General features: G+C 40.9%; 26 protein-coding genes and 1 tRNA gene. 15 read left to right on the top strand and 12 right to left on the bottom strand.

The genetic code is table 11. The features are described from left to right. Positions 1–25 precede the first annotated feature (25 nt). The 4 genes from ACPZ3T_RS09900 (at position 26) to ACPZ3T_RS09885 (ending at position 5,017) form a co-directional block, all read left to right on the top strand. On the top strand, positions 26–595 hold the full coding sequence (locus ACPZ3T_RS09900; protein ID WP_490277179.1) for a peroxiredoxin: 570 nt from the start codon (positions 26–28) through the stop codon (positions 593–595). Between the two features lie 353 nt (positions 596–948). Next, the gene (gene gorA / locus ACPZ3T_RS09895) at positions 949–2,301 is read left to right on the top strand and encodes a glutathione-disulfide reductase (RefSeq protein ID WP_490275686.1); all 1,353 of its coding nucleotides are present in this window, start codon (positions 949–951) and stop codon (positions 2,299–2,301) included. Between the two features lie 283 nt (positions 2,302–2,584). After that, a complete protein-coding gene (locus ACPZ3T_RS09890; RefSeq protein ID WP_490275684.1) occupies positions 2,585–4,150 on the top strand; it encodes a M48 family metallopeptidase in 1,566 nt (521 codons plus the stop codon). 72 nt (positions 4,151–4,222) lie between these two features. Continuing rightward, positions 4,223–5,017 (top strand): COP23 domain-containing protein, encoded by a 795-nt coding sequence (locus ACPZ3T_RS09885; RefSeq protein WP_490275682.1) that lies wholly within the window; start codon positions 4,223–4,225, stop codon positions 5,015–5,017. Between the two features lie 375 nt (positions 5,018–5,392). Here ACPZ3T_RS09885 and ACPZ3T_RS09880 read toward each other — a convergent pair whose 3' ends face one another. Then, entirely contained in the window at positions 5,393–5,536 is a 144-nt protein-coding gene (locus tag ACPZ3T_RS09880; protein WP_490275680.1) for a hypothetical protein, read from the bottom strand. Between the two features lie 209 nt (positions 5,537–5,745). Between ACPZ3T_RS09880 and ACPZ3T_RS09875 the strand changes: the two genes are divergently transcribed. The 4 genes from ACPZ3T_RS09875 to ACPZ3T_RS09860 all read left to right on the top strand — a co-directional run bounded on the left by ACPZ3T_RS09875 (position 5,746) and on the right by ACPZ3T_RS09860 (position 8,843). Next, the gene (locus ACPZ3T_RS09875; protein ID WP_490275677.1) at positions 5,746–5,877 is read left to right on the top strand and encodes a hypothetical protein; all 132 of its coding nucleotides are present in this window, start codon (positions 5,746–5,748) and stop codon (positions 5,875–5,877) included. 104 nt (positions 5,878–5,981) lie between these two features. Next, positions 5,982–7,163: a M20 family metallopeptidase gene (locus tag ACPZ3T_RS09870; RefSeq protein WP_490275671.1), complete on the top strand. Its 1,182-nt coding sequence runs from the start codon at positions 5,982–5,984 to the stop codon at positions 7,161–7,163. A gap of 4 nt (positions 7,164–7,167) precedes the next feature. Next, positions 7,168–8,214, top strand: a complete 1,047-nt coding sequence (gene cobW, locus ACPZ3T_RS09865; protein WP_490275668.1) for a cobalamin biosynthesis protein CobW — start codon at positions 7,168–7,170, stop codon at positions 8,212–8,214. Between the two features lie 176 nt (positions 8,215–8,390). Next, a complete protein-coding gene (locus ACPZ3T_RS09860) occupies positions 8,391–8,843 on the top strand; it encodes an ABA4-like family protein (RefSeq protein WP_490277178.1) in 453 nt (150 codons plus the stop codon). Positions 8,844–9,057: 214 nt separating this feature from the next. Here ACPZ3T_RS09860 and ACPZ3T_RS09855 read toward each other — a convergent pair whose 3' ends face one another. From ACPZ3T_RS09855 to ACPZ3T_RS09845, 3 genes are all read right to left on the bottom strand, one after another. Next, positions 9,058–9,276, bottom strand: a complete 219-nt coding sequence (locus ACPZ3T_RS09855; RefSeq protein ID WP_490275664.1) for an acetyltransferase — start codon at positions 9,274–9,276, stop codon at positions 9,058–9,060. Positions 9,277–9,427: 151 nt separating this feature from the next. After that, positions 9,428–9,730 (bottom strand): DUF3181 family protein, encoded by a 303-nt coding sequence (locus ACPZ3T_RS09850; RefSeq protein ID WP_490275662.1) that lies wholly within the window; start codon positions 9,728–9,730, stop codon positions 9,428–9,430. Between the two features lie 310 nt (positions 9,731–10,040). After that, positions 10,041–11,693, bottom strand: a complete 1,653-nt coding sequence (locus ACPZ3T_RS09845) for a Ppx/GppA phosphatase family protein (protein WP_490275659.1) — start codon at positions 11,691–11,693, stop codon at positions 10,041–10,043. A 359-nt stretch (positions 11,694–12,052) separates the two neighbouring features. Here ACPZ3T_RS09845 and ACPZ3T_RS09840 point away from each other — a divergent pair, with 359 nt between their 5' ends. Then, on the top strand, positions 12,053–12,925 hold the full coding sequence (locus tag ACPZ3T_RS09840) for a 4-hydroxybenzoate solanesyltransferase (RefSeq protein WP_490277177.1): 873 nt from the start codon (positions 12,053–12,055) through the stop codon (positions 12,923–12,925). A 151-nt stretch (positions 12,926–13,076) separates the two neighbouring features. On the opposite strand, the gene ACPZ3T_RS09835 is transcribed toward ACPZ3T_RS09840, so the two are convergent. Together ACPZ3T_RS09835 and ACPZ3T_RS09830 are read right to left on the bottom strand one after the other, a co-directional pair. Continuing rightward, positions 13,077–13,934 (bottom strand): SDR family oxidoreductase, encoded by an 858-nt coding sequence (locus tag ACPZ3T_RS09835; RefSeq protein WP_490275657.1) that lies wholly within the window; start codon positions 13,932–13,934, stop codon positions 13,077–13,079. Between the two features lie 630 nt (positions 13,935–14,564). Next, complete coding sequence (locus ACPZ3T_RS09830) at positions 14,565–14,993, bottom strand: CoA-binding protein (RefSeq protein WP_490275655.1); 429 nt, start codon at positions 14,991–14,993, stop codon at positions 14,565–14,567. Between the two features lie 43 nt (positions 14,994–15,036). On the opposite strand from ACPZ3T_RS09830, the gene ACPZ3T_RS09825 reads away from it, so the two are divergent. Next, positions 15,037–15,708: a class I SAM-dependent methyltransferase gene (locus ACPZ3T_RS09825; RefSeq protein ID WP_490275653.1), complete on the top strand. Its 672-nt coding sequence runs from the start codon at positions 15,037–15,039 to the stop codon at positions 15,706–15,708. A 461-nt stretch (positions 15,709–16,169) separates the two neighbouring features. Here ACPZ3T_RS09825 and nadA read toward each other — a convergent pair whose 3' ends face one another. After that, positions 16,170–17,138 carry a quinolinate synthase NadA gene (gene nadA, locus ACPZ3T_RS09820; RefSeq protein ID WP_490275649.1) on the bottom strand — a complete coding sequence of 323 codons (969 nt, stop codon included), beginning with the start codon at positions 17,136–17,138 and terminating at the stop codon, positions 16,170–16,172. Between the two features lie 148 nt (positions 17,139–17,286). Between nadA and ACPZ3T_RS09815 the strand changes: the two genes are divergently transcribed. Both ACPZ3T_RS09815 and ACPZ3T_RS09810 read left to right on the top strand, forming a co-directional pair. Beyond that, complete coding sequence (locus tag ACPZ3T_RS09815) at positions 17,287–18,216, top strand: TIGR04168 family protein (protein WP_490275645.1); 930 nt, start codon at positions 17,287–17,289, stop codon at positions 18,214–18,216. Between the two features lie 78 nt (positions 18,217–18,294). Continuing rightward, positions 18,295–18,381: transfer RNA gene (locus ACPZ3T_RS09810), tRNA-Ser, on the top strand. 85 nt (positions 18,382–18,466) lie between these two features. Here the strand turns inward: ACPZ3T_RS09810 and ACPZ3T_RS09805 are convergent. Next, entirely contained in the window at positions 18,467–19,882 is a 1,416-nt protein-coding gene (locus ACPZ3T_RS09805; RefSeq protein WP_490275643.1) for an RNA-guided endonuclease InsQ/TnpB family protein, read from the bottom strand. A gap of 42 nt (positions 19,883–19,924) precedes the next feature. Between ACPZ3T_RS09805 and ACPZ3T_RS09800 the strand changes: the two genes are divergently transcribed. After that, on the top strand, positions 19,925–20,077 hold the full coding sequence (locus ACPZ3T_RS09800; protein ID WP_490275641.1) for a hypothetical protein: 153 nt from the start codon (positions 19,925–19,927) through the stop codon (positions 20,075–20,077). Between the two features lie 42 nt (positions 20,078–20,119). Continuing rightward, complete coding sequence (locus tag ACPZ3T_RS09795; protein ID WP_490275639.1) at positions 20,120–21,205, top strand: DNA cytosine methyltransferase; 1,086 nt, start codon at positions 20,120–20,122, stop codon at positions 21,203–21,205. Positions 21,206–21,270: 65 nt separating this feature from the next. Here ACPZ3T_RS09795 and ACPZ3T_RS09790 read toward each other — a convergent pair whose 3' ends face one another. The 3 genes from ACPZ3T_RS09790 to ACPZ3T_RS09780 form a co-directional block, all read right to left on the bottom strand. Next, positions 21,271–21,666 (bottom strand): hypothetical protein, encoded by a 396-nt coding sequence (locus tag ACPZ3T_RS09790; RefSeq protein ID WP_490275637.1) that lies wholly within the window; start codon positions 21,664–21,666, stop codon positions 21,271–21,273. Positions 21,667–21,770: 104 nt separating this feature from the next. Then, complete coding sequence (locus tag ACPZ3T_RS09785) at positions 21,771–23,912, bottom strand: hypothetical protein (protein ID WP_490275635.1); 2,142 nt, start codon at positions 23,910–23,912, stop codon at positions 21,771–21,773. Then, positions 23,888–25,447: an ATP-binding protein gene (locus ACPZ3T_RS09780; protein WP_490275633.1), complete on the bottom strand. Its 1,560-nt coding sequence runs from the start codon at positions 25,445–25,447 to the stop codon at positions 23,888–23,890. Before ACPZ3T_RS09780 ends, ACPZ3T_RS09785 begins: the two co-directional genes overlap by 25 nt. 130 nt (positions 25,448–25,577) lie before the next feature. Here ACPZ3T_RS09780 and ACPZ3T_RS09775 point away from each other — a divergent pair, with 130 nt between their 5' ends. After that, positions 25,578–25,724: a FitA-like ribbon-helix-helix domain-containing protein gene (locus tag ACPZ3T_RS09775; protein ID WP_490275631.1), complete on the top strand. Its 147-nt coding sequence runs from the start codon at positions 25,578–25,580 to the stop codon at positions 25,722–25,724. A gap of 83 nt (positions 25,725–25,807) precedes the next feature. On the opposite strand, the gene ACPZ3T_RS09770 is transcribed toward ACPZ3T_RS09775, so the two are convergent. Beyond that, positions 25,808–26,710: a S1 RNA-binding domain-containing protein gene (locus ACPZ3T_RS09770; RefSeq protein WP_490275629.1), complete on the bottom strand. Its 903-nt coding sequence runs from the start codon at positions 26,708–26,710 to the stop codon at positions 25,808–25,810. Positions 26,711–26,982 lie beyond the last annotated feature (272 nt).

The raw sequence follows: 26,982 nt of genomic DNA, 5'->3' as shown, positions 1-26,982 counted from the left end.
TTTTCCATCTAAAAAAGAGGTATTTATGACTATTACTCGTGTTCCTGATGTTGTATTTAAAACTCGTGTTCGGGATGAGTCCGTACCTGGCCCCAATCCTTATCGTTGGCAAGATCAGACAACTCAAGAAATTTTCGGCGGGAAAAAAGTAGTCTTATTTGCCTTACCTGGAGCGTTTACACCCACCTGTTCTTCTACCCACCTGCCCCGTTACGAAGAACTATATGATGAATTTAAAGCTTTAGGTGTTGATAAAATTATTTGCTTGTCAGTAAATGATGCCTTTGTAATGTTCCAATGGGGTAAACAACAGGGAGCTAAAAATGTCTTCTTGTTACCCGATGGTAGTGGTGAATTTACTCGTAAGATGGGAATGTTAGTCGATAAATCTAACATCGGTTTCGGGATGCGTTCTTGGCGATATGCAATGGTTGTCAACGACGGCAACATTGAGAAGATGTTTGTTGAGCCAGGCTTTGCAGATAACTGTCCCACCGATCCTTTTGAAGTATCTGACGCAGATACAGTCTTAGCCTACCTCAAAGGTGTAGAACGCCCCAAAGAAGTTGCACCTCGGCTGTCATTCGTTGGTTAGGGAGGCAGGGGGCAGGGAGAGTAAAACTCTTCAATTTTGAATTTTTCTGCCTAGTCTCCAGTCCCTAAATTGTTCATTATTCTGCGCTTGTTGGTTTTCAGGCAAGGGAAGTTAGACTAAGATTACTACTTCCTTTGCCTGTTTCATTCGTAATCGGTAAGTAGAACGAGTTGAAAAAAACGAACTCTGTTAAGTAATGTAAAAATATTAAGAGTTCGTAGTAAGGACTTTAGTCCAGATTTGAGAACTAAAGTTCTCACTACCAACGTATCCTTGATTTTATTTTGAATTTTGCACCTTAATTTATTTATGGGGTGATTAATTGTTAACTTTGAATTGGGAGTAAAGTTAAGATGACATACGATTTTGATTTATTTGTAATTGGTGCGGGTTCTGGTGGGATAGCGACAGCTCGCCGTGCGGCGGAATATGGGGCGAAAGTAGGGATTGCAGAGTTTGATAGACTCGGTGGTACTTGTGTTAATCGTGGTTGCGTACCAAAAAAATTAATGGTTTATGCTTCTCGCTTTCCTGGGATTTTTGAAGAAGCACAAGGTTATGGTTGGAGTGCTGTGGAAAGTTCCCTGAATTGGGAACAGATGATTACTAATGTGAATAATGAGGTAACGCGACTCAATGGTATTTACCAACGGATGTTGGATAACTCCAAGGTGCAGATATTTCGGGCGCGGGCGAAATTTGTGGATGAGCATACCTTAGAAGTTGGGGAGACTAAAGTTACCGCCGATAAAATCTTGATTGCTGTGGGGGGGACACCAGTTCGTCCTAATATTCCCGGTATTGAACACGCGCTGATTTCTGATGCTTTATTTGAAATGAACCCCCAACCGAAACGGGTGATTATCTTGGGTGGTGGGTATATCGGCTCAGAATTTGCTTGTATCTTGCATGGTTTAGGTACAGAAGTGATTCAGATAATTCGTCAAGATAAGATTTTGCGTGGGTTTGACGAAGATTTGAGAACAGAAATTCAAGAGGGGATGATTCGCCACGGCATTAGGATTATTAATAATGCCGATATTGCAGAAATCATCAAGACAGATAACGGTGTCAATGTGAAGGTAAAAACAGACACTGAAGAAAATATCTTGGCAGACGCGATTAGTTTGGCAGCGTTGGGAAGGAAACCCAATACTGATAATTTAGGTTTAGAGAATACCTCTGTCAAATTAGATCAAGAGGGTATGGTTTTAGTTGATCGTTACAGTTGCACAGAGGCAGAAAATATTTATGCTGTAGGTGATTGTACCACTAAAATTCAATTAACGCCTGTAGCAATTAATGAAGGCAGAGCCTTGGCTGATACTGTATTTGGCGGTAAATCTCGCGTGATGAGCTATGAAAATATTCCCACAGCGATCTTTACTACTCCCGAAGCTGCCACAGTCGGGTTAACGGAATCAGAAGCGATTGAAGATTATGGTAGCGATCGCATTAAAGTCTACCGCAGTCGTTTCCGTCCTATGTACTATACCCTAGCAGGTAAAGAAGAAAAAACCTTGATGAAATTGATAGTCAATCAAGAAACCGATCAAGTACTAGGGGCGCACATGGTAGGAGATCATGCCGGAGAAATCATCCAAGGAATTGCGATCGCAGTGAAAATGGGTGCGAAAAAAGCCGACTTTGATGCCACTGTCGGCATTCACCCCAGTTCGGCGGAAGAATTTGTCACCATGCGTTAAACAAGGTTAGGGGGGGTGAGAGAAAAAAGGTGTGGGGAGTGTGGGGAGTGTGGGGGGTAATTTTTTGGATACTTAGCTAGAAATCCCACACAAAATTTCGTTCACCCGGTTAGGGGAATAGACGATGGGTTAAAATCATCTGTCACAACACAAGTTGTATTATTTCATTTGTAAGTAAAACCGAAATCCTGATAAATTTTACTCCCCCTGCCCCCTTGTCTCCCTTGTCTTCCCCTGCTCCCTGCCCCCTGCCCCCTGCCCCTCACTCTCCTTTCCCACACACATGAAACGCACCGGGAAATCTCTGCTACTCACCCTCAGTTGGATATTGCTATCAATTGGGACATCACTTTTAATTATCCTGACACAACCGATAGCCCCTGTTCCAGCCCAAGAACCGACTGTTGAAACCACAAACCCACCCCCACCAGAAAACCCAGCCGCCGACAAGCTCAGGGATGCACTGCGACGCTCAACTTCCACCCCTGAAGAAAGGGCGCGCCAACAGAAATTGCAAGCAGCAGATCAACTCTATTTAGCTGGAGAAATTGCCGCCGCCGAAAAATTGTATCGTGAGGTAAAACCACCGTTTAGCGCAACCACAAATCCCTCCCCAGAACGCAAACAGGCAATTGTTGATCCCGAACAACTTTCCCCCGCAGGTAAAGTATATTGGCGAGAAGCAGCAGCCGGAATTGCTAACAAACTCCAAACCCGGACTTTAATACCTCTGCAATTGTTAGTTGATCAATATCCAGAATTTATTCCTGGCCATATTCGCTACGCTGAAGTTTTAACTCAATACGATCGCTCTCCAGAAGCATTAAATATATTAGAACGGGCATCGTCTCTTTATCCCGATCAACCGGAATTAATTAAAGCGAAGGTGACAGCACTAGCTCAAGCAAAAAAATGGATGGAGGCTTCTTTAGCCGCTCGTCAGTTTGCGATTCTTCACCCCGAACATCCCCAAGCCGCAGAATTTACTGAGCTAGCTGCAACCCACCTCAAACGCTATCAATCTCATCTGCGCTCAGAAATCCGAGGCAATGTCATTAGTAATATTCTCACAGGTGCTTTGGGTTATGCGGTGACTGGCAGTTTACTAGGGCCATTTTCTGCCTTGGATTCCACGATTTTACTGTTACAAGGTGAGAAATCTGTTGGTGATGCGGTGGCTAAACAGGCGAAACAACAATTGCCTTTAGTTCAGGATGAGGAGACTTTGGCATATGTGAATGATATTGGACAGAAATTAGCCAAAATAGCGGGACGAAAAGAATTTAAATACGAATTTTTTGTGATTCCTGAACCAGACATCAACGCTTTTGCTCTGCCTGGTGGGAAAATTTTTATTAATGCAGGTGCGATCGCTAAAGCTAATTCAGAAGCAGAATTAGCCGGCTTAATTGGCCATGAATTAGCCCATGTGGTTTTATCCCACGGTTTTCAGTTAGTTACCCAAGGTAATTTAATTGCTAATGTTAGCCAATATTTACCCTTTGGCGGCACAATTGGGCAACTATTTGCCTTGACTTACAGCCGAGACATGGAAAGACAAGCTGATATTTTAGGTACTCGCTTACTTGTCGCTGGTGGGTATGCGGCTGATGGGTTGCGTAACTTAATGGTGACACTAGACCAACAAAAGAAATTCAGCATTCCTACTTGGCTATCTTCTCATCCAGGGGGTAATGAGCGAGTCAGATATCTAGAACAGATGATTGTGCGTCATCGTTACAACCGTTATGCCTTTGAAGGTGTAGAACGCCACGGAACTATTCAAGCTAGGGTGAAAAAACTGCTGCAAGAGAAAAAAGAACTAGAAGAAAAAAAGCAACGTGACTAATGAATCAAAAGCTGAAATTTTGCGTCAATAGAAATATCAGTTTCCCACTCTGTGTCCACTGGAGGAGCGTTTATGTTGTCAAAAAGCTGGAAGTTAGCTTTTGTAGGTGGTTTGGGGTTATCTTTATGTTTGGGTAATGGAGCGGCACTAGCTCAATTTAATGATTCTTCAGATGTTATCGTCCCTACTGTACCATCAGGTTCATCCACAACCACAACCACACCTGCACCATATCCTACCAATACATCAGTAAATACCACTACTTCACCTACTAATGTGAGTGGCGCACGTTTTCTCTGCCAACAGTATAACGGTCAACCCACGGTGATGTATCAACCCCAAAGCCAACCAGGACAATACTTTCCTTGGGCTGCTCCTGCGGCTTTAGGTGGTGGTTGGGATGCCCAAAGTCGTTGTCAGGCGATCGCTAGTCGCTTAGAATTGTATCGCCCAGATGGCTTGCAAGAACTACAAATTGCCGTCGAAAATAGAGAAAATATTGTTTGTGTGACAACCGATGCTAATTCCCAATGTCGGATTGTCCTGACTGTACCCCGTAACCGAGATCCCTACACTGTCCGCAATAACATTTTCCAGAACCTCATGTCTGCTGATAGTGGCCAGCAAACTACAGCCGTCAACACCTATACTAATCGCAGCAACGCAGGAAACGAACTTTATAATTTAGGTCGCACTCTTTTAGGTAGTGGTAATCGCCTCAATTCTCCCAGAAGTGGAATTAATCTCAAACCTTACCTTGATGCTAGAGATGGTGGAACAGGCAGAAATCTCAAAAATGGCGTAGCAATTCGCACTCAATCACCAGCACAAGTCCCCCCACGCCTCAATCCTGATAAATTCCGTTAAATCAGTGAACAGTGAACAGTTATCTACCCCTGGCTACTACACCCTGGCCGGGGGTTTTTACCAAAAAAATAGGTTTAAAGCCCCGTCCTTCTAGCTATGTGTTACCCACATCTTTCTTTAAAATCTTAAAACCCTTGCTCTATCAGCATCTTAAGGACTGAAACTTTAAGCATACTTGACAAATCATCATTTATTCTTCTCGCTAAAATAGTATTTTTATTGAGAATGAAAAAGGAACGAATCAGGGTTATACAGATGTGAGTTAATACTCTCGAAATGTTAAGAAAGATGTTTATAATGGATAGCTTTTGAAGGGGGGTGAGGGGGGATCAACAGGTGCTTAAAAACACAGCCAACCACTTTTCAAACATCCTCTTAGGATGCAACCTCAGAAAATCTTGTCAAAATTATTAACAGGATCACTAAACTACTAATCCAAAGAGCTAAAGAACCCCAACTAACTGAATCTTGACTAATTTTCTGCCATAAATTATTGACTAGGTTATTCCGAACTGCCATCTCATAACCTCCGATTTTGATTAAATTTAGATGTGAAATTATGACTGCGTAAATAAATTAATCTAGCTAGAAACTACCTGGAGAAAAAGATATTTTCTAGCTAAGATTAAAACAAAACTTTACAAAAAGTTATTCGTTGATGCTTATATTTATTTTGCTATATCAAAATATTAACTATTCTCAGATTCGGAAACTTGAAAGAAATCTTAATGCTAACTTGCAGGGAGGCAGGGGGCAGGGAGGCAGGGGAGCAGGGGAGCAGGGGAGCAGGGGGCAGGGGAGCAGGGGGCAGAGGGCAGGGGAGCAGGGGGAGACAAGGGAGACAAGGGAAAGAATTTTAGATTTTAGATTGAAATCTAATCCAAAATTTAAAATCCAAAATCCAAAATTGAATTGCCCAATCCCTCTTTATCATGGAACAAAGGCTGTAAATTAATATCAAGCAATGCTGACCCATATTCAAGAATTAGCCAGAAAGCTAGCACCCCGATTGATTGAGATTCGTCGTCATATTCACTCTCATCCAGAACTTAGCGGTCAGGAATATCAAACAGCTGCGTTTGTGGCTGGTGTTTTATCTTCTAGTGGTGTGCGTGTACAAGAAGGTATCGGTAAAACTGGGGTTGTGGGAGAAATCAAAACTGCTGCTGAGGATGAGAGTTTCTTGGCAATTCGCACTGATATGGATGCTTTACCGATTCAAGAATGTACTGGGTTGGAATATGCTTCTAAAACAGCAGGGGTAATGCACGCTTGCGGTCATGATATCCATACGACGGTGGGTTTGGGGACAGCAATGATACTGTCTCAAATGGCGGAGGAATTAGGCGGCAATGTGCGGTTTTTGTTTCAGCCTGCGGAGGAAATTGCCCAAGGTGCAAGTTGGATGATTGAAGATGGGGTGATGAAAAATGTGGCAGCGATATTAGGGGTTCATGTTTTCCCTTCTATCCCAGCTGGTGCAATTGGTGTCCGTTATGGGGCGTTGACGGCGGCGGCTGATGATTTAGAGATTATCATTATGGGGGAATCTGGTCATGGTGCGCGTCCCCATGAGGCGATTGATGCTATTTGGATTGCGGCGCAGGTGATTACAGCTTTGCAACAAGCTATTAGCCGGACTCAAAACCCCTTGCGTCCAGTGGTGTTGAGTATTGGCAAGATTAGCGGTGGCAGAGCGGCTAATATTATTGCTGATCAGGTGAAGTTGTCGGGAACAGTGCGATCGCTCCACCCTGAAACCCGCACTCAATTACCCAACTGGATTGAAAAGATTGTGGCTAATGTCTGTCATTCTTACGGTGCTAAGTATAAAGTTAACTATCACCAAGGTGTACCCGGTGTCAATAATGATTATGCCTTGACGCAATTATTGCAAACCGCCGGTGAAGCAGCTTGGGGTAGCGATCGCGTCCAAGTTTTACCAGAACCATCTCTAGGTGCGGAAGATTTTTCTGTATATTTAGAACACGTTCCCGGTGCAATGTTTCGCTTGGGTGTCGGCTATAGCGATCGCATTATCAATCATCCTCTACATCACCCTGAGTTTGAAGTGGATGAATCTGCTATTATCACAGGGGTTGTCACTATGGCTTACGCAGCTTGTAAGTATTTTCAACAGAGTTAATTAGATGGCTACAAAAATTCCCGTTACAGTAATCACAGGCTTTTTAGGTAGTGGAAAAACTAGCCTAATTCGTCACCTCCTCCAAAATAACCAAGGCCGACGCATTGCAGTTTTAGTCAATGAATTTGGCGAACTGGGTATTGATGGCGAGTTGTTGAAATCCTGTCAAATTTGCCCGGAGGATGAACCAAACGGGAATAATATTTTTGAGTTAACTAATGGTTGTCTGTGCTGCACTGTGCAGGAGGAGTTTTATCCGACAATGCAGCAGTTAATCAAACGCAGAGACAGTATTGACTGCATTGTGATTGAAACCTCTGGGTTAGCTTTACCTAAACCCCTGGTGAAAGCCTTTCGCTGGCAAGAAATTCGCAACGCCGCTACAGTTGATGCAGTGGTGACAGTGGTAGATTGTGCAGCAGTGGCAGCCGGGACATTTGCCAGCGATTTAGAAGCGATCGCCGTCCAACGTCAAGCTGATGATAGTCTAGAACATGAAACCCCATTACAAGAATTGTTTGAAGATCAATTAGCTTGTGCAGATTTGGTAGTCCTGAGCAAAACTGATTTAGTCGATGCTGGAACAAAAGCACAAGTTGAGTCATTAGTCAAGCAAGAATTACCGCGAGTAGTCAAAATTGTAGAGAGCGATCGCGGTCAACTCGACCCATCTATACTATTAGGATGGCAAGCCGCAGTTGAAGATAATTTAGACAGTCGTCCCAGTCATCATGATACTGAAGAAGACCACGACCACGACGATGAAATCAACTCTACACATGTTATTTTAGACCGGAGTTTCGACCCAGAAAAGCTGCAAAAACACTTAGAAGCACTAGTACACCAACAAGAAATTTACCGTATTAAAGGCTTTGTCGCCGTACCAAATAAACCGATGCGTCTAGTTATGCAAGGTGTAGGCAACCGCTTTGAAAAGTTTTATGATCGTCCTTGGCAATCAACAGAAGCTAGACAAACCCGCTTAGTATTTATTGGTCGAGATTTAAACTCGACAGAGATAGAATCAAAATTGTTGACAGTTGACGGTTGATCCTCCGAATTTTAGATTTTAAATTTTGCGGAAAGTCTGAGCGGAGGTTTCCTCCGTACAGAACTTTCCAAGACGGATTTTGGATTACCGGATTGAATCTAAAATCTAAAATCCAAAATCTAAAATTGATTGACTGTGCATGAGATTTTTGCAGTTTAAAAACTCCCTATTTTATGATAAACATCACGCAATTATTCAACGTTGCTAATACTTTCGTGTTACCTTTTTGGGCATTAATGATTCTTCTGCCAAACTGGAAATTTACACGGCGAATTATGGAATCATACATTCCATTTCTACCTTTAGCGGGGGCATATTTGTATTTATTTGTGACTAGTATTACCCCAGAAACCGCTCAAGCTTTATCAAATCCACAACTAGCTGATATTGCCCGATTTTTTGCCAATGAACAAGCCGCAGCTACTGGTTGGATTCATTTTTTAGTGATGGATTTATTTGTCGGTAGATTTATTTATTGGGAAGGACAGAAAACAGGCGTTTGGACAATTCATTCTCTAATCCTGTGTTTATTTGCTGGCCCTTTAGGTGTCTTATCTCACATTTTCACAGTTTGGATTACTAAAGCAACTTCTACCCAAACTGAAACCACATTAAGTACTGAATCGTAAGTAAATAACGCATGGGGAATGGGGAATGGGGCATAGGGCATTGGGCATTGGGCATTGGGCATTGGGCATGAGTTATTTATTCTCTCCGTTGTCTACCTTGTCTACCTTGTCTCCCTTCTCTCCCCCTGCTCCCTGCTCCCTGCTCCCTGCCCCCTGCTCCCTGCTCCCTGCTCCCTGCTCCCTACCCCCCAATTCCCCGTTTTTTGATTTACTATTAAGCAGCTTCAGTCATGCGGTAATTGGCATCTAGCCAACAGCGTGGTAGAGTTTCACCAGAAGGAAAGGTCAGATTTTCTTTTTTAAATGTGTCAGGTTCTTGTTCTTCTTGACCTTCTTGGTCTTGAGCATGAACTATATCAATATTTGGATCTATTAATTCTTGAATATCAAGAATTTTGACTAAATCATGACTATTTTTGATTTGTAAAAACATAATCACTACCTCTCATCAATAAAAACCTATAACGTAAAGCCTGCGGCATAGCTGCGCTTAGAGCGGAGCGGGAGTATCGTTACGTAGCTTACTTCCGCGTAGCGGAATTACGAATTACGTAGCTTGCTTCTCGCTTTGCGAGTATTACGAATTATTCTTGATATCTTTCTAAAATATCTACTAAGTTAACTTGGCATTGCAGTGGCAATAAGTCTAATAAAGGTAGTTCTCTTCTACCGCCACCAATTTTAACGGGGATAGATTCCAATACTTGAATTACTCGGTCTTCTGTGACAGATTTGGAAGTAATTAAGGGATATAACTGTTCGGCAACTACTGTATGCAGTTTGGCGTTAGATAGGTAAAGATGCCATTTGGCAATATCTATATAAATATTGTCGCCGATTTCAGCTGCTAGGGATTCTAGTAATTCTGTGGTGTTAGTCTTAGCCATAAAAATTACCCTATGTCTAAAAAGCGCGCGAAGTCTCACACTAATTAATATTATCGCGCATTGATTGGGGATATATATAACCAGAGGTTACAATTTTGCTAGCTTCGGCGTTATCTCTTGAGGCTGATATTACAACAGTTATCAGTCCTGACGGCGTATCGGTGTAGGTTTAGACGCGCCACCAACGCCTTCCACTAATTGGTGTGGTGTTTCGTCATAACGTGAAAAGTCAGATGGGTATTAGGGCATGGAGTTAAAATTTACCAAGATTATGAATTAGGTGCGTTGCTTTGTGAACGCACCCTAAAATTTAGCAGAATTTCGGGAGGAGATTTTTTTCTAAATGGGTGAATAATTTCACATCAAATTCTGCTTCAAATACTCCTTTTTTGAAATCTAAACTCCAGAGTTCTAAGGCACAATCATCATCTGGATTTGCTGGATAAATTAACAAATTAAACTGCTGTAATTGGCGGTAATAATCACATTTGATTTGAGCGATCGCGCCAATTTGTCTTCTATCTAATGCTACGGCTAATCTTAACAGCGCACTCAATTGACTGACGATTTGGCGATGTTGTTTACTCAACAAATTACGATAATTTTCGTGTCGTTTTTTCGGTGGTGATTTGCGATGATAACGAGCTAAATTGGCAATAATTTCGATTTCGGTTTCGTTGTAGCCGAGTAATTCACTATTGCGAATTAAATAGTAAGAGTGTTTATGGTGGGATGAATGGCTAATATGATGACCGCAATTGTGTAAAATTGCCGCCGCCCACAATAATTGTCGTTCATTTGTTCCCCAATGGTGCAGTTGTCCTTGGGTTTGGTCAAATAAACTTAAAGCAAAAGCAGCTACGCGATCGCTATATGCTACATTGACTTGATATTTACTCGCCTGTTTTAATACACTCCGCTCCCGAACTGAACCTTGAAAGCGCAGTCTATCCTCAATTAAACCGTGACTTAACATCCAATCAACAATCACACCTTCCCGCAAAGCTCGTCCACAGGTGGTGATGGAGTCTATACCCAATAAAACCATCGCTTCCTGCAAAACCACTGCCCCAGCTAAAATAACTTCTGAGCGTTTCTCTGGCATACCGGGGATAGCGGCTCTTTCGGCGTTGGTCATTTTCCGTAGACGATTTACCCAGTCTTGCAAGTCTCTGAGGCTGAATTGATAGCCATTCAGGGTAGAAGGGATAGTACCCAACTTTTCCCGCGCCTGAATCATGGCAATAGTTTCTATTGTGCCGGAAGTGCCGATTAATTTGGGAAATTCGCCAAATCTGAGACTAGCTAAGACTTCCTCTACAGAACGTTCCAACATCCCCCGCACGTAGGCTTGTAGGTATTTAAACTCAACATCTAAGATGGGGTCAGAACTAATTAACTCAGTCGTCAGGCGCACCGCACCAACTTTAGTGCTGGTGAGTGTGCGGGGTTCATGACTATCGCCCAAAATGATTTCTGTAGAACCACCACCAATATCAATAATGATATGAGCTTGGTTATGAAATTCCATCCCCGACAGCACACCTAAATAGATGCGTCGAGCTTCTTCTTGACCGGAAATCAAGTCAACGCATAAACCCAACTCAGTTTCTACCCTGTGTAAAAAATCTTTACCGTTGGGAGCTTCTCGCATGGCACTAGTAGCTACAGCGATGATGCTTTCTGCATTAGCAGTTTTAGCCACCTTTTGAAAGCGTCCCAATGCTGCGATCGCTTTTTCCATGATCTCTGGTTTTAACTCCCCAGTGGTAATATCACGATCGCCTAATCGTACAGTTTCCTTTTCTTTACCAATAATGCTAAAAGCTGGTAAAGTCGGGTCAATCCTGACTATTACCATATGCAGGGAATTTGTTCCCATATCAATGGCCGCAATAATCCGGTGTTGCTGAACCACTTGAGTATTAACACTCAAATAGTCCGCCGAAACTAAATTCAGCATTTAAGTTTCTCTCTCTACTTAGGAAGGATGGTCAGAAATGATGCGGTCGGGGTAGTTGGCACTGATATTGATTGCAAGATACTTAGAATTGGGCATGGGTCATAGGGAATAGGGCATTGGTTTGTTCTCCCTAGTTTCTCCTGATCACCCTGAATTGATCGAGTCACTTACTCTAAGTATATTCACCCTGCTAATTACCATTTTAGTGACAATTGCAGCGTCTTGAAAGTTGCCGCTAAAGATTGTGTTTTTATAAATATCAAAAAAAGATATTCTATAGATGTGAAGATGTGTGAAGTAAAGGCATGAGGTAAAACCAAAAAACCATACCCAATGCCCCATACCCAATGCCCAATCCTATGCAAGAAACTAACCAAGAACCAGTGTGGCTAACAATTATCCGGCTTTTGCGGTGGCATAAACCCGAAGGACGTTTGATTTTGATGATTCCTGCGTTGTGGGCAGTGTTTTTGGCGGCAGATGGTAAACCGCCTGCGCCTTTAGTGGGAGTAATTATCTTGGGGACTCTGGCCACTAGTGCGGCTGGGTGTGTGGTAAATGATTTATGGGACAGAGATATTGATCCTGAAGTAGAAAGAACCCGCGATCGCCCCTTGGCTTCCCGTGCATTATCTGTCAAAGTGGGTATTGGGGTGGGGATAGTCGCCTTAGCTTGTGCGGCGGTACTGGCGTTTTATCTCAACACTTTAAGTTTTTGCTTGTCTGTGGCGGCTGTACCTGTAATTTTGCTCTATCCAGGTGCAAAGCGAGTTTTCCCAGTACCACAGTTAGTATTATCAATTGCCTGGGGATTTGCGGTGTTAATTAGCTGGAGTGCAGTTACACAAAATATTTCTCAACCAACTTGGTTATTGTGGGGGGCTACTTTACTATGGACACTCGGCTTTGATACAGTTTACGCCATGAGCGATCGTGGAGATGATCGCCGCATTGGTGTTAATTCTAGTGCCTTGTTCTTCGGAGATTACGCACCTGTAGCCATTGGTATATTCTATATTGGTGCGATCGCTTTATTAGGATGGCTAGGTATTGCTATTCACCTAAAACTAGCATTTTGGATTAGTTTAACCATTGGGACTATTGGCTGGTTTTGGCAGTTTCTACAATTAAGGCAACCAGAATTACCTAATCCCGTTTATGGTGAGATGTTCCGTCAAAACGTTTGGATTGGTTTTATTTTACTAGCTGGGATGATTGTAGGTTCATTTTAAATATTCAGTAGGGTGCGTTGTTTCAACGCACCCTAAAATTTAAGGTTTACTTTAAGTAAGTCTGTGAGAAAAAACTTAACTATCTTAAGAAAGGTAAACTAGGCTAAAACCCTCTTTCCCCCTGCTCCCTGCCCCCTTGCCCCCTGCCTAATCAGCCATTAACTATTTCCCCACCATTGGGATGTAATACTTGACCAGACATATAAGAAGAATCATCAGACGCTAAGAAAACGTAGCTAGGTGCAACTTCTTCTGGTTGTCCTGGTCTACCCATTGGTACTTGTTTACCAAAATTCTTTACTTGCTCTGCGGGGAAAGTTGAAGGAATTAAAGGTGTCCAAATCGGCCCGGGTGCAACTGCATTAACTCTAATTCCTTGACCGACTAAATTTTGGGATAAGGAACGGGTAAAGGCGACAATTGCGCCTTTTGTAGATGAATAATCTAACAGTTGTTGATTGCCTTTATAGGCTGTGACAGATGTTGTGTTGATAATACAACTACCTGATTTTAAATGCTTCATTGCTGCTTTTGTCAGGTAAAACATTGAGAAAATATTAGTGCGAAAAGTCCGCTCTAGTTGTTCTTGGCTAATATCTTCTATGCTTTTTTGTGGATGTTGTTCCGCAGCATTGTTGACAAGAATATCCAATTTACCGAATTTATCTAGTGTTTGTTGAACAACACCCTGACAAAAAGCTTCATCAGTAATATCGCCTACTATTGATAATGCAGTTCTACCTTGTTCTTCGACTAAATTTTTGGTTTCTTCAGCATCACCATGTTCTTTCAGGTAGACAAACGCTACATCTGCACCTTCTTTTGCAAATGCAATAGCTACAGCACGACCTATTCCACTATCTCCACCTGTAATTAAGGCAACTTTATCTTTTAACTTACCACTACCCAGATATTGACTATCTTCTGCTTTCGGCTTCGGCTGCATTTTAGATTCAACACCTGGTGGTTGTTGTTGCTGTGGTGGTTGTAAGGTTTGTTTTTCTGCCATACAAATTCAACCTGTTTATTAAAAACATTTTTAAATTTCAAACTAGTAATATATTTAGGATGTGTTACGCATAAGCCGTAACCACATCCTCAAGCCTTCGGTGCGTTATTACACATTTATTAAAAAATAAAATATAACTCATATATCTACATTCTGTTTAAGAAAAATAATTAAACCTTGGATTACAACAACCCAAGGTTTAATCGTTTGCCCTCTCACTTACTAAGAGCAAGTGTAGGACTTTTACCCCGGATATTTAGCCTAACGTACTCATTACTAATCAATGTACGCGACTTAATTTCTCCTCACACTAAACACACACTATGTAATCTGACCACGAAAACAAGTACACAACTCTCTTGCTTTTGATGAAGTATTTAGTCGCTTCATCTGTTTTTAATTTAATGCTGATGTCTTGTATATTTATCATCCTTGCGGTTGAAACATCTCACCCAAAATTTTTATCCTCAGATAGAGATAACTTCATCGGTTGGTAGATAGTAATCAATATTTATATCGAATTTATAGATTAAACGCAGATAAACGCAGATGGACACAGATAAATTGTTACGGCAGTACACTAGCAAATAATATATTAATTATATATAGTCAAATTTAAATATTTTAAGATTAACTATTTTGGCTAATATTTAAACGTAAATATTCAATTTTTATACAAGAATCCATTACTACATTTAAGCCAGCATCTTGGGCTTTTTTAGCTGATTGTTGATGGTAAATACCTAATTGCGCCCAAATTGTTTTGGCACGAATAGCAATTGCTGCATCTACAATTTCTGGTAGGTATTCAGAACGGCGAAAAATGTTAACAATATCTATTGGTTGTGGTACTTTTTCTAGAGCAGGATAACAGGGGAGAGAGTCAATTTCAGAAATTAAGGGATTGACAGGATAAACAATATAGCCAACATTCCGTAAGAACTGAGCAACTTGATAACTGACGCGATCGCGCCGATCAGAATGACCTACAATGGCGATAGTTTTAGCTTGAGCTAAAATCTCACGGATAGCATCATCGTTATCTGGGAGAGCAGACATTTTTTTGATCAGGAAAATCTATCATTACCAAAATTAGCATTCAATGACAACTAAAACACTGGGACTAGCAGCAAATATATATGATTATTTATTATCTGTGTCTTTGCGCGAGGCAGAAATATTAACCCAATTGCGCCAAGAAACCGCGCAACATCCAATGGGGAGAATGCAAATTGCACCAGAACAAGGACAATTTATGGCCTTACTTGTACAGTTATTAGGTGCAAAGAAAACCTTAGAAGTGGGAGTATTTACAGGCTATAGTTCCTTAGTGGTTGCACTAGCTTTACCCCCACAAGGGCAAATCGTAGCCTGTGATGATAGTGAAGAGTTTACAGCGATCGCCCGTCGTTATTGGCAACAAGCTGGAGTCGCTGATAAAATTAACCTACAAATCGCCCCAGCCTTAGAGACTTTAGACAAATTGCTAGCCCAAGGTGAAGCCGAAACCTTTGACTTTGCCTTTATTGATGCTGACAAAAGTAATTATGATAACTATTATGAGCGATCGCTGCAACTAGTCCGACCTGGGGGACTGATAGCCATTGATAATGTTCTCTGGTCAGGAAGAGTAGCAGATCCCGAAGTCCAAGATAACCGCACTAACAAAATCCGCGCCTTTAATCAAAAACTACTACAAGATCAGCGAGTTAATTTAAGTCTCGTTCCTATTGGTGATGGGTTAACTTTAGCTTTGAAGAAGTGCAGCACTTGAATCACCCCGGTTTAAAAGGCATAGACAGCCTAGGTAGGGGGCAGGGAGCGCGAGAGAAAAAAGGTGTGGGGAGAGAGGGGAGTGTGGGGAGGGTGGGGAGAAAAGGGGGCTAGATTTTTTCCCCATCCTCCCACACCTCCCATACCTTTGTGAGAAATCCGGGGGCAGGGGAAGAATTATCTGTAGCCGGGATTTAGAGAAATGGTATTCATCCAAAAGGTGGTGCATCTACTAAAAAAGTATTAAAAAAAGATTTAGATACAAGTAGATGCAGCCAGAACAGAATAATGTATATATTGAATAAAAATCTCTAGACCTCGTTAGCAAAATGTAGGGGTTTAAATCCCTAGCTTCTATCAAGCCGCAAGTGTTGTAGCGGGGGATAAATCCTCATTACAACACGTAATTACGTTAGCGTAGCGGGACGTTAGTCCATTACGAATTACGAATTGCGAATTGCTTTAAACACTCATCTCTAACATCCTTTGAATTGGTTTTAGTGCAGCAATGCGGATTTCCTCTGACATAGTGATTTCAGGAGTCCGGTTTTTCATCGCCCAATAGAGTTTTTCTAAAGTATTCAACCGCATAAATGGACATTCATTACAAGCACAGTTATTTACTGGAGGCGCAGGGATAAAGTGTTTGTGAGGAGCTAATTTTTGCATTTGGTGAATAATACCTGGCTCTGTAGCCACGATGAATTGTTGGCTAGGGCTGGTTTGACAATATTTGAGTAAAGCGGCTGTAGAGCCGATAAAACTGGCGTGACGCAAGACGCTGCTTTCACATTCAGGGTGAGCGATCGCTTCTGCTTCTGGGTGGGTTATCTTTAATTGGACAATCTTCTTCTCAGAGAAGGTTTCATGCACTATACAACTACCTTGCCATAACACCAAATCCCTCCCGGTTTGTTCCATGACATACCGCCCTAAATTCTTGTCTGGTGCAAAAATAATCGGCTGGTCTTTAGGGATTTGCTGCACAATCTTCACAGCGTTGGAACTGGTGCAAATAATATCACTCATCGCCTTAATTTCGGCAGAGCAGTTAATATAAGACACTACCAAATGATTGGGATGGGCAGCTTTAAAAGCAGCGAATTGTGCTGGTGGACAAGTATCAGCTAAAGAACAACCAGCATTTAAATCTGGTAATAGCACCAACTTATCAGGATTGAGGATTTTAGCTGTCTCCGCCATAAAGTGAACCCCAGCAAAGACAATCACATCTGCATTCGTCTTTTCTGCGGCTCTCGCTAGTTGTAGAGAATCACCAATAAAATCTGCAATATCTTGAATATCCGGCTCTTGGTAGTAATGAGCCAGAATCACCGCGTTGAGTTCTTTTTTGAGTTCTTCAATAGCAGCAAATAAATCTAGTGGTAGCCCACCCGGTTGAGTTTGTTGGCGTTGAGCAGTGGTAAACACAGGTAAGAATTAATTTTTTGTTACAAATTTTGGCTGTGCATTAATTATAGTAGTTTTTACCAAAAATGGTTGGGGGGTTAATACCCCAAAATTGTGTCCAAATTCGGCTGAGTTGCCTATGCTGGAGATATACGGCAAGGAAAGTGGCATGACCAGTCAAAATTCGCAATCAACAACTCTCAAAATTGCTGTAGTGGGAGACGTTCACGATCAGTGGGAAACAGAGGATGGTATTGCACTCAAGCATTTGGGTGTGGATTTAGTGTTATTTGTGGGGGATTTTGGGAACGAGTCGGTGGAAGTGGTAAGAGCGATCGCCTCCCTCGACATTCCCAAAGCTGCCGTCATGGGCAATCATGATGCTTGGTACACCGCTACAGAATGGGGACGGAAGAAATGTCCCTACGATCGCACCAAGGAAGACAGGGTACAAGAACAGCTAGATTTATTAGGTGCAGCCCACGTTGGTTTCAGTAAGCTAGATTTCCCCGAATGGAATTTAACTGTAGTGGGGGGTCGTCCTTTTAGTTGGGGTGGTCATGAGTGGAGATTTGCTGACATCTGCAAAGACCGTTATGGGGTGTCAACCTTGGAAGAGTCAGCAGCGAGAATCTTTGCATCAGTGAAAAGTGCAGCCTGTGACACGATTATTTTTATCGGTCATAACGGGCCGAGTGGATTAGGCGATCGCCCCGAAGATCCCTGCGGTAAAGATTGGCATCCCATCGGCGGCGATTTTGGTGATCCTGATTTAGCTGAGGCGGTGTCTTTAACGATCAATGCGGGTAAACAAATAGCCTTAGTGACATTTGGACATATGCACCATGCCTTACGCCACACCAAGAAACAACTCAGAAAAGCCGTCTTTAGAAGCCCAGAGGGGATATTTTACCTCAATGCCGCCAGCGTCCCCAGAATTGTCGAGCAAGATGGGGAGAAACTGCGGAATTTTTCTTTGCTTTCCCTAGAGGCGGGTGTAGTCACAAAAGCTGCTCTAGTCTGGGTTGGCAAGGATTTTCAGGTGGTGACAGAAGAAATTTTTTATGAGCGATCGCATTCAGTAGTACCATCTGCGTAGATGATAGGATATAGTAATATCTGTCAGCTTTATTGCTCACCACAAAACCGAGGTGCAGCCAAGCTAGACAGTTTATTTGGAGAGGTGGCAGAGTGGTCGATTGCGTCTGACTTGAAATCAGATGGACTCGTAAGGGTTCCGGGAGTTCGAATCTCCCCCTCTCCGTTTTTAGGATAAAAGCTTAATTCGCTTCATCCGATTTCAATTGATGGAATCGATATAGCTAACGCCATAGGATTCCAAGAGATGATTACTCAATCTCTCCTCTACTCAAAAACTTAATTTTTTGAGAGTTCCCAGGCTCACCCGTGATCACAGGTAATTCCCCTTGTCTTACAACAAGCTCCTTGGGCGTGATTTTATCCTGTTTTCGAGGGACTCCCGATACAGCATCTAAATTTATAGCCAATTCATCTAAACCGCGCTTCAAGATTACTTTTGCAGCATCAACGTCTGCATCTGCATGATGACCACAGTTTTCACAAACGAACTTTTCTTGATATCGGTTTTGAGGACTGATATATCCACATTCACTGCATTCCTGAGAACTAAACCTGGGGTTAACCTCATGAACCAGAACGCCAGCCCTTTCGGACAAAATTTTGACTTTCTGTTTTAAAGACCCCCAAGCAGCATCAGCGATCGCTTGATTTAGTCCAGATTTGGCAGACTGACCATTATGTAAATACTTACCGCTATCATCTTGTCTGGGTTTGCAGCGTGCCATCATTCCCTGAATGTTGAGATTTTCAAAGACAATCAGGTCATATTGTTTGACTAAGTTATGAGCTATCTTCCATTGATAATCCTCTCTTTGATTGGCAACTTTCTGCTCTAGTTTCGCTATTCGATGATGTGCTTTTTGACGACGACGAGAACCTAATACTTTACGGCTGGCGGCGCGATGAAGACGCGATCGCTTGTGTTCGATCCTTTTATAAAATCGTGGATTGAGGATAGTTTCACCAGTGCTAAGAGATACAAGCTTTTTTATCCCTAAATCTACTCCTAACACTGTTTGTATTTGCTGAGGTGTTAGAGGACTAGGAACTGTGTCATCTTGCAACAGAACGGAGATATAAAAACCATCTGCCTTTTTTCGCACAGTAGTAGAACGAATTTTAAAGCCAGGTGGAAAAGGTCTAGATTGAAAAAATCTCATCCAGCCCATTCCGGGAAGTCTGACTTTGTTTCCTTTAAAGCCAATATCCCCTGCTGGGTAAGTAAAAGAGCGGAATTTGCCCCTTCGTTTTGTTTTTGGATATTTACCCAAACCTTTGAAAAAACGTACAAATGCAGCGTCAACTTGCTTCAGCATTTGCTGTAAAACGTGGTAACAAATTTCACTATACCAAGGTCGCTCTTTTTTCAGGTCTACCAAATTTGCATCTTGTTGAGCAAGAGGACTACGTTTTTTACCTTTGGTACTCCAGGGATTACCGTACAAAGCACCTTTGCTAACTGAGCAAGTTAACGGGCAACACTCAGCTTGAGTTTGAATAATGCAGTAGTTGCCCATCAGAGGTACTTTTGCTTGCTCATATGCTTGTGTCCTTTCCCTAACCCGAAAGTTGTACTGGAGGCGAAGCAGATGCAGCCAATGTTCGATTTTCTGCGCTTGTTTCCATGAAGGATTCAGTTTGTATACGTAGGACAGAAGCATCATGTAAAATAATTTCTGTTGTGATTGTATTCCAAATGAAATACCATGACAAGAGAAAAACATTTAAGAATTAGGCTCAACAATTTAGAGAGACAAAAACTGGAGAAGGAAGCTGATAAAAGACAAATTAGTGTTTCTGAACTTGTAAGAGACTTAATCAAACAATTACCTGATCATCAAGAAAGCTCTAAAACTTAGCAAAATTCTAATGATTAATATTCATGTAAAATATATTTAGTGATGACAATCGTTTCTCCTACAGTTGTTGATTTATTTTCTGGTGCTGGTGGTACTGGTTTGGGGTTCATACAGGCAGGATGTCAAATATTGGGTGCAGTTGAGATTAATGAGTATGCTGTTGAAACCTATGAAAAAAATTTAGGTGTCAAGGTTAAAAATGTAAATATTAGAAACTTGGCAGCCGAAGTTTTCAGACAAGAACTCAATTTGCAGCAAAAGCAGTTAGATATTTTAGTAGGATGTCCACCCTGTCAAGGGTTTTCTCGAATGCAAAATAATAAAGGTGCTAATCATAAAGATAACGATCTAATTCTTAAATATTTAGAATTCGTCGAAGAATTCATGCCCAGATTTGCTGTTTTGGAAAATGTACCAGGATTAATATCTAAGGCACATGGTCGGATTTTTTATGAAAAACTTTGCCTAGGATTGAGAGAGTTAGGATATTACAGTAATGAAAAACTTGTTGATGTAGCAAATTATGGTGTACCGCAGCATCGACAGCGTGTGATTGTGATTGCTGGCAGAAATGGAGAAGAACCACCATTTCCTAACCCTACTCATAGAGAAGTACAAAAGATAGAGAATTCTCAAATGCCTTTACTACCTTGGGTTACAGTTTGGGATGCTATCGGTAATAATAAATATCCTAAGTTAAAACCAGGAGAGAATGGAGAGCATAACGGTAAATATCCAAACCATATTGCTCCAAAAACTACACAAAGAATCATAGAATTTATTAGTCTAATTCCTAAAAATGGTGGAAGTAGAACACAAATCCCCAAAGAATACTGGCTCAAATGTCATCTTTCTCATAAAGGTCATAGTGACGTTTATGGAAGAGCTGCTTGGAGCCGTCCATCAAACACTATCACAGCTGGTTGTTTAAATCCTTCAAAGGGACGTTTTATACATCCTGAACAAGACAGAGCTTTTACACCTCGTGAAGTAGCTGCTTTACAAGGATTTCCTGATGATTTTGTTTTCTATGGAAAGTGCCTACAAGTGCAAATTGGTAATGCTGTACCGCCACCATTAGCGAAAGCGATAGCTCTAGAACTTAAATCTCGACTCACTCAAAATTAAAAGTTATTCAGTAAAAAAATCCCGTCTTATAAAAAGACGGGATTTATGAAAGTTTCAATATTGGTTTAAGTTGTTAAACAGCACAAATCTTGGTGAAGTATATTAATCACTTCTTCACTCCACTTTATTTGATTGCCACTCCAATTGCTTAGATTATTGGTGACAAAATAAACACGACCATATTTTTTACCCGCTTGAGTCAGCTGCCACTTCCATTTACCTTTACTGGACTGGAATTTTTTTTGTAAGCCTAGCTGTTCTAACAGGTGATTAACTTGTCGGTTAGAAATTGGTTTTTTCACCAATTCACTCAACTTTGTTGCGATTTCCGAGGGAGTGAAATCGACATTTTCTAAATTATTTGGCATAATAATTAAAGAAAAAAACAAAACAATTCTGAGCCAGACTCTTATATTTAAGGGACTGGCTTTTTCGTTACTCAGACGTATTAGCCTAACCAAGTTACTCACAAGGAGCAATTGATAGAGCAAAAATACATTTACAATAAATAATTATTGTATTTTTTATTGTAGATGTCAAGTTACATTAGCATACTGAATCACTACTAACCTCCCTTGTTCATACGTCTTCTTAACTCTGCAATCAAGTCTCTAAGCTCATCCTGAACTTCTTCTCGAAACTTATTACTGGAGAAGGTTGCAGCTTCATGAGCGATAAGCGTAACATTAGGGACTAAGATTGGAGGACTGTTTTGCTCGTCACCTGAATTGAAACCTAATTGAGTGTGTGCATAATCTAATTCCCAGTTGCCATCTGCCAGCCACGACAGCATTTTATCCAAGTTTCTTTGGTAGGAATTTCGATCCTGCAAATCAACGGCAACTTCAAGACGAGGGATCAAAAAATGAGAGCCTCCATCATTAGCCACTATTGGTTGATAAGCAGATGTTGGAGCAGAGTAACACATAAAAGCACCTATTTTTGTACATAGGTACAGAAAAGGTTCATAATCATTTTCATCAAGGAGAGGTTCTTGATATTGTCTTTGTTTGTTCTCTATATGTTGTTCAATAAATTCTTGCCAATCGTCACGATTATCTTCCTGTAATAATCTAGGCTGACCTACTTCTGATTCAATTACGACTGGTAATGAATTTTCAACCAGTGCAATATCAGAAAACCGTCGCAGCACTCTGCAAGTAGTAAAAAGTATATCTGGTGAGAAAGTTTGTAAATGTTTAGCTACACCTAAAAAAAGAAGATGAGAGACAGCAGTATCTGCAAAAGGGGATTTATAAACATCCTCAGATGTAACTACTATTTTGCGATTAACCTGAATTTTTTTATTATATAAATACCAAAAAACTAACGGAGCGAGCCATGACATTTGAGGGATTTTAACTGCTGCACCATATACAATTTCACCAAACGGGCTAAAAATTGTGTTATGAATAACACTTACAAACTTTTGAATTTGATTACGTACAATTTGCCCATATAAAGTGTCGTCTTCGTAATCTCCTAAGCGATGCACCAACGGAAATACACGACCATCACGAATAATTAATTTAGGATTAGGTTTATATCCTAATTCAGGAGCATCACCTAATGGTCGCCACCTTGCTTCACCCGTAGCAATGCGAAAATCAGCCACATATTGGCGTAGTTCCATTGCTGCCATGCGCGAGTGTTTAAATCTATCTGTGCCTATAGAATTCATTAATGCAGGTGCTAATACTAAGCCATTTCTCGCTGCTTGATAATCATCATAATCTCGCAAATAATCAGGAGAAATATCAAAATCATGATATTCTTGGTCAGTTTTGCTTATTAAAGCAGAAGCAGATGTAGTGACAATAATAGGTTGACGAGGAAGAAAACTGCCAGGATTTTGAGTTAAAAAAATATCTGCCACAGAAGCATCAGTTCCTGCTACTCCCTTATGAGCTTTACTTTTCTTGCTCCAGCATTCTATTATTTTGTCACCAAAGATTCTCTTTTCTAAAATTTTTCTTGCTGCGTACTCATCTAAAACAGCACGTCTACCCCTTTTAAATTGTGTGAATCGTAGCGGTAAATCTAAAGTTCCTTTAATACCTGCTTTACTACTATCTAGTCGCCAGAATAGTTGGAAATATCGCCTTGCCCATCCTATTTGGTGATCTAGTTTATCTGCTTTCTGTTTCGCTTCTTCAAAGACTCCTCTATCTAATAGTTGTTGAATTTCTTCTCCTTTTTTATTAATATCATTAGCTACCCAATGAGCCATTTCGATTAATAGGTCAATAGGATTTTCCTGCGCTAAATCATAGGCTGTATCAATAACTGCTCTGGCATAATCTTCCTCTTGTAAATGACTAGCTGCTATTCTTTCCAATACAGAACGAGCTTGTTCTTGGCTTTGTCGCTCATCTGGTTCACGATCATCTTCTTCGACATCTGATTTAGTTTGGATACTATAGTGTTTGATTTCAGGAATAGCACCTAAAACGCTATCATAAGGAAATTTACTAGCGTGGAAATAAATATAAGGAGGTTTACCCCTTCCTTCACTTTGAAGCTTTTTATTTTTTTTTAATTTTTCTTCTTTTACTAGTTTATTTAAAATATTTCTTACACCTCTGGGAGAAATATCGCCATCTTCTTTTTCCAAATGTTTGATTATTTCCTCAACCTCTAAACCCTCTGGTTGTTTTAGCAATAAATCTAAAATTTTCTGCGTTAGAATATTTTCTGCTGCCGCCATTTTTTCACTTCCTCTGCAATGTTGGGTGTTGGCGCACCTTCACGAGTTTCGCGTTTACGAATACGTATCAGGGCTGGGTGGCGTAGGATATCCATACTTGATGACATGATGGCTGTACCTTTTGGTAATTTGGGAATACGAGAAATCATTTCATCGGAAATACCTCCCAAAGTACCAGATACTAACTTCATGTCATCTGGATCAAGAGCAAACACTAGACGCGTATTACAAGTTAGCAAAACTTGCTTATCCATAGATGCAGGACTTTGAGTAATTAATGTGACTCCAATTGCATCATGTCGAGCAGTGCGGATCATCTCTCGAATGACTTGAGTTGATGGTGTTATCTGTCCTCCTGCGGGTAAGAAAAAGTGCGCCTCATCCAGTACAAAAACAAAGGGTGGAATGCGATCGCGCTTACGCAATGCTTGCAATAATCTAACTGATGCCCCAACTATTAAATTTCTTTGTTGTTGGCTCAGATGCCCTACAAAAACATTAGTAATTGGTTGTTTAGCAAATTCTCCTAACCACGACTCTGTTGCTGTGGTTAATAGTGGATTACGCTTAAATGCTGTGGCAACTTTGCGTGCTGCTCTCCCCCCGACTGCTGCTTGTCCAAATTCAGTACCAGCATTTTCAATTTCTTTCAATAATTTCTCAATTTGAATGTTAACTTTTCCTTGTTCCTCTAAGCTTTGAAATGCTTCAGTAAATACAGCATCATAAGCCATAGATACAAGTTCTAATTGGTCAGATGTCAAGTTGGGTACAAAACCTAAAAATTCACTGTGTCCAATTACTGAATAAGGAACTCGAAAATTTACCCCTGCTTTAAAGTTACGTCCTCCTAAATCTTCAGCAGTATTGATTGCATCTCCCAAAACATCAAAAGCAATAACTGGTATGCCATGCCTGACTAGTTCTTCTATTAAAACACCTGTAGCATAACTTTTACCCACACCCGTTTTTCCTACAACTGCCAAATGTCGAGCGATGGCTTCCATCGGCAGCACAAAGTCTACACTTTTACCGCCAGATTCTATTTCACCTATGTAGAAACCGTTTTCAGGTGAATCGGGAGTATTAAGTAGTTGCGGTATTCTTTCGGCAGGTATTTCATATACCCCCTGGCCTGTTTGTGCCAGTAAACTTGGTTCTTTAATAATTATTTGATGATGAACATCAAGATGTATTTCTCCCAAGACTTCAATAGTCATCACACGGGTAACATGAGGAGAGCGATCGCCTGGTCTGGTTTTATCTGAACCTACCTGATATGCCTGATTTTGTTGCAGTGTCGATGGGTTAGCACGAGGGTTGTCTTCTGTTCCCTCAATGATACGTCCGTAATGAACTATTTCATCTTTATCTCGTTCTATAACTACATAAGTTCCCAAAGCTGGCATACGCCCTTCACGCACATGAAAAGGTACTTCGTCAAAAGTTGGCGAACCTAAAAATGGAGAGGAAGAAGTTGTTCCTAACCGAACATTATCAGTCAAGGAGAGGGCTTGTTTGATTTTGTTGCCCATATTAAAACACAAAATATTTCAATAAATAATTATTGTAGCAGTTTATTGAAAGATTGAATAGCGATCGCACCCTCACCCCTTAAACTCAATCGTGCTACCATGAGCAATAAATTCTTGTAGGAAGTCAAGAATGGCTATTGTAAACATACCCGATGATTTATACGCACAACTGCAAGAGTTAGCCAACGCTGAAAATTGCTCAGTTGAGGCTATAGTGATTAAGATTTTGCAGAACGAATTGCAGCCAAAAGCGCAACAAATTAAAGAATATAAGTAAAAAATTTTACCATTAATATAAAAAAGCGATCGCCTCTCTTCATCCTTGCAGAAAAAAAGCGATCGCACTAAATTTCACAAAACTTATTCAGCCGATTTATTAGCAGCACGATGAGCGCGTGCTTCTGCTGAACTCATCACTTCTTCTAAGTTTTCTACCACTTCACCAGGGAAGTTTTCTAACACTCTGGTAGAAATAGCAATTCTACCTTTACCCTCATCCAAATCAATAATTACAGCTTTAATTTGTTGACCTACTTGGAAGACTTTTTCTAGGGATTCAATAAATCTTTGGCTGACTTGTTTGATATGCAATAAAGCACTTGTGCCATCTATATCAACAAACACACCAAAAGGTTTAATTCCTGTTACCTTACCTTCTACTAATTGACCAACTTCTAATAAATTGAAGTTACTAGAACGAGTTGCTAAACGTTGAGAAAGAATGAGTTTTTTGTTATTTTTATCTACTTCCAGAAAGCTAACAGTGAGACTTTGACCTTTGAGTGCTTCTAAATTATCACGTTCTGTCAAGTGCGATCGCGGAATAAACCCTCGAATTGATTGCAAATCGACGGTGACACCACCTTTATTCACACCTGTCACGCGGACTTGCACTGTCTGAGAAGCTTCTTGCATATCGGCTAGTTTTTCCCAGATGTGCTGAATTTCTAACTGTCTGCGAGAGAGAGTTACTTGACCTTCTGCATCCTGTTCACGGATAATCAAAAACTCTAATTCTTCATTTAACGGTAAAACTTCCGATAAATCGATCACACTTCTCAAAGAAGCCTCATCACGGGGGATATAAGCTGATGACTTACCGCCAATATCGACATAAGCTCCATCAGGATCAAGTTGAAATACTTTACCGTGAACAACCTGTCCTTTTTGAAACTGGTAGTCGTGTTTTTCTAATGCTTTGGCGAAATCGTCCATTGTAAAAGACGAGTTGGCTTTTTGAGAAAGTTTCGATTCGGAGTTCATGACGATTGACGAGAAATTTTGTTATTTGATTTAAAACTAACGGAGTGTTTAATTTGTAATTCGTAATTCGTAATACCCTACGGGAAGCAAGCTACGTAATTCGTAATTAAGAACACTCCGTTGAGGATTTGTGATTTTTGTTTGGATTGGTAATTAAAAATTACAAACCCAAAGTTATCAGTTTTTACTAAACATCTAACACTATCTGAATTAACAGTAGTGTTGAGTTTACAAATCTCTAACTATTGTATGGGCAAGTAGATGGGTTTCTC

The sequence above is a fragment of the Aliinostoc maniaoense genome (assembly GCF_058172895.1).
The sequence above is the reverse complement of the archived record's forward strand: the minus strand, read 5'-3'. Positions and strand labels throughout refer to the sequence as shown.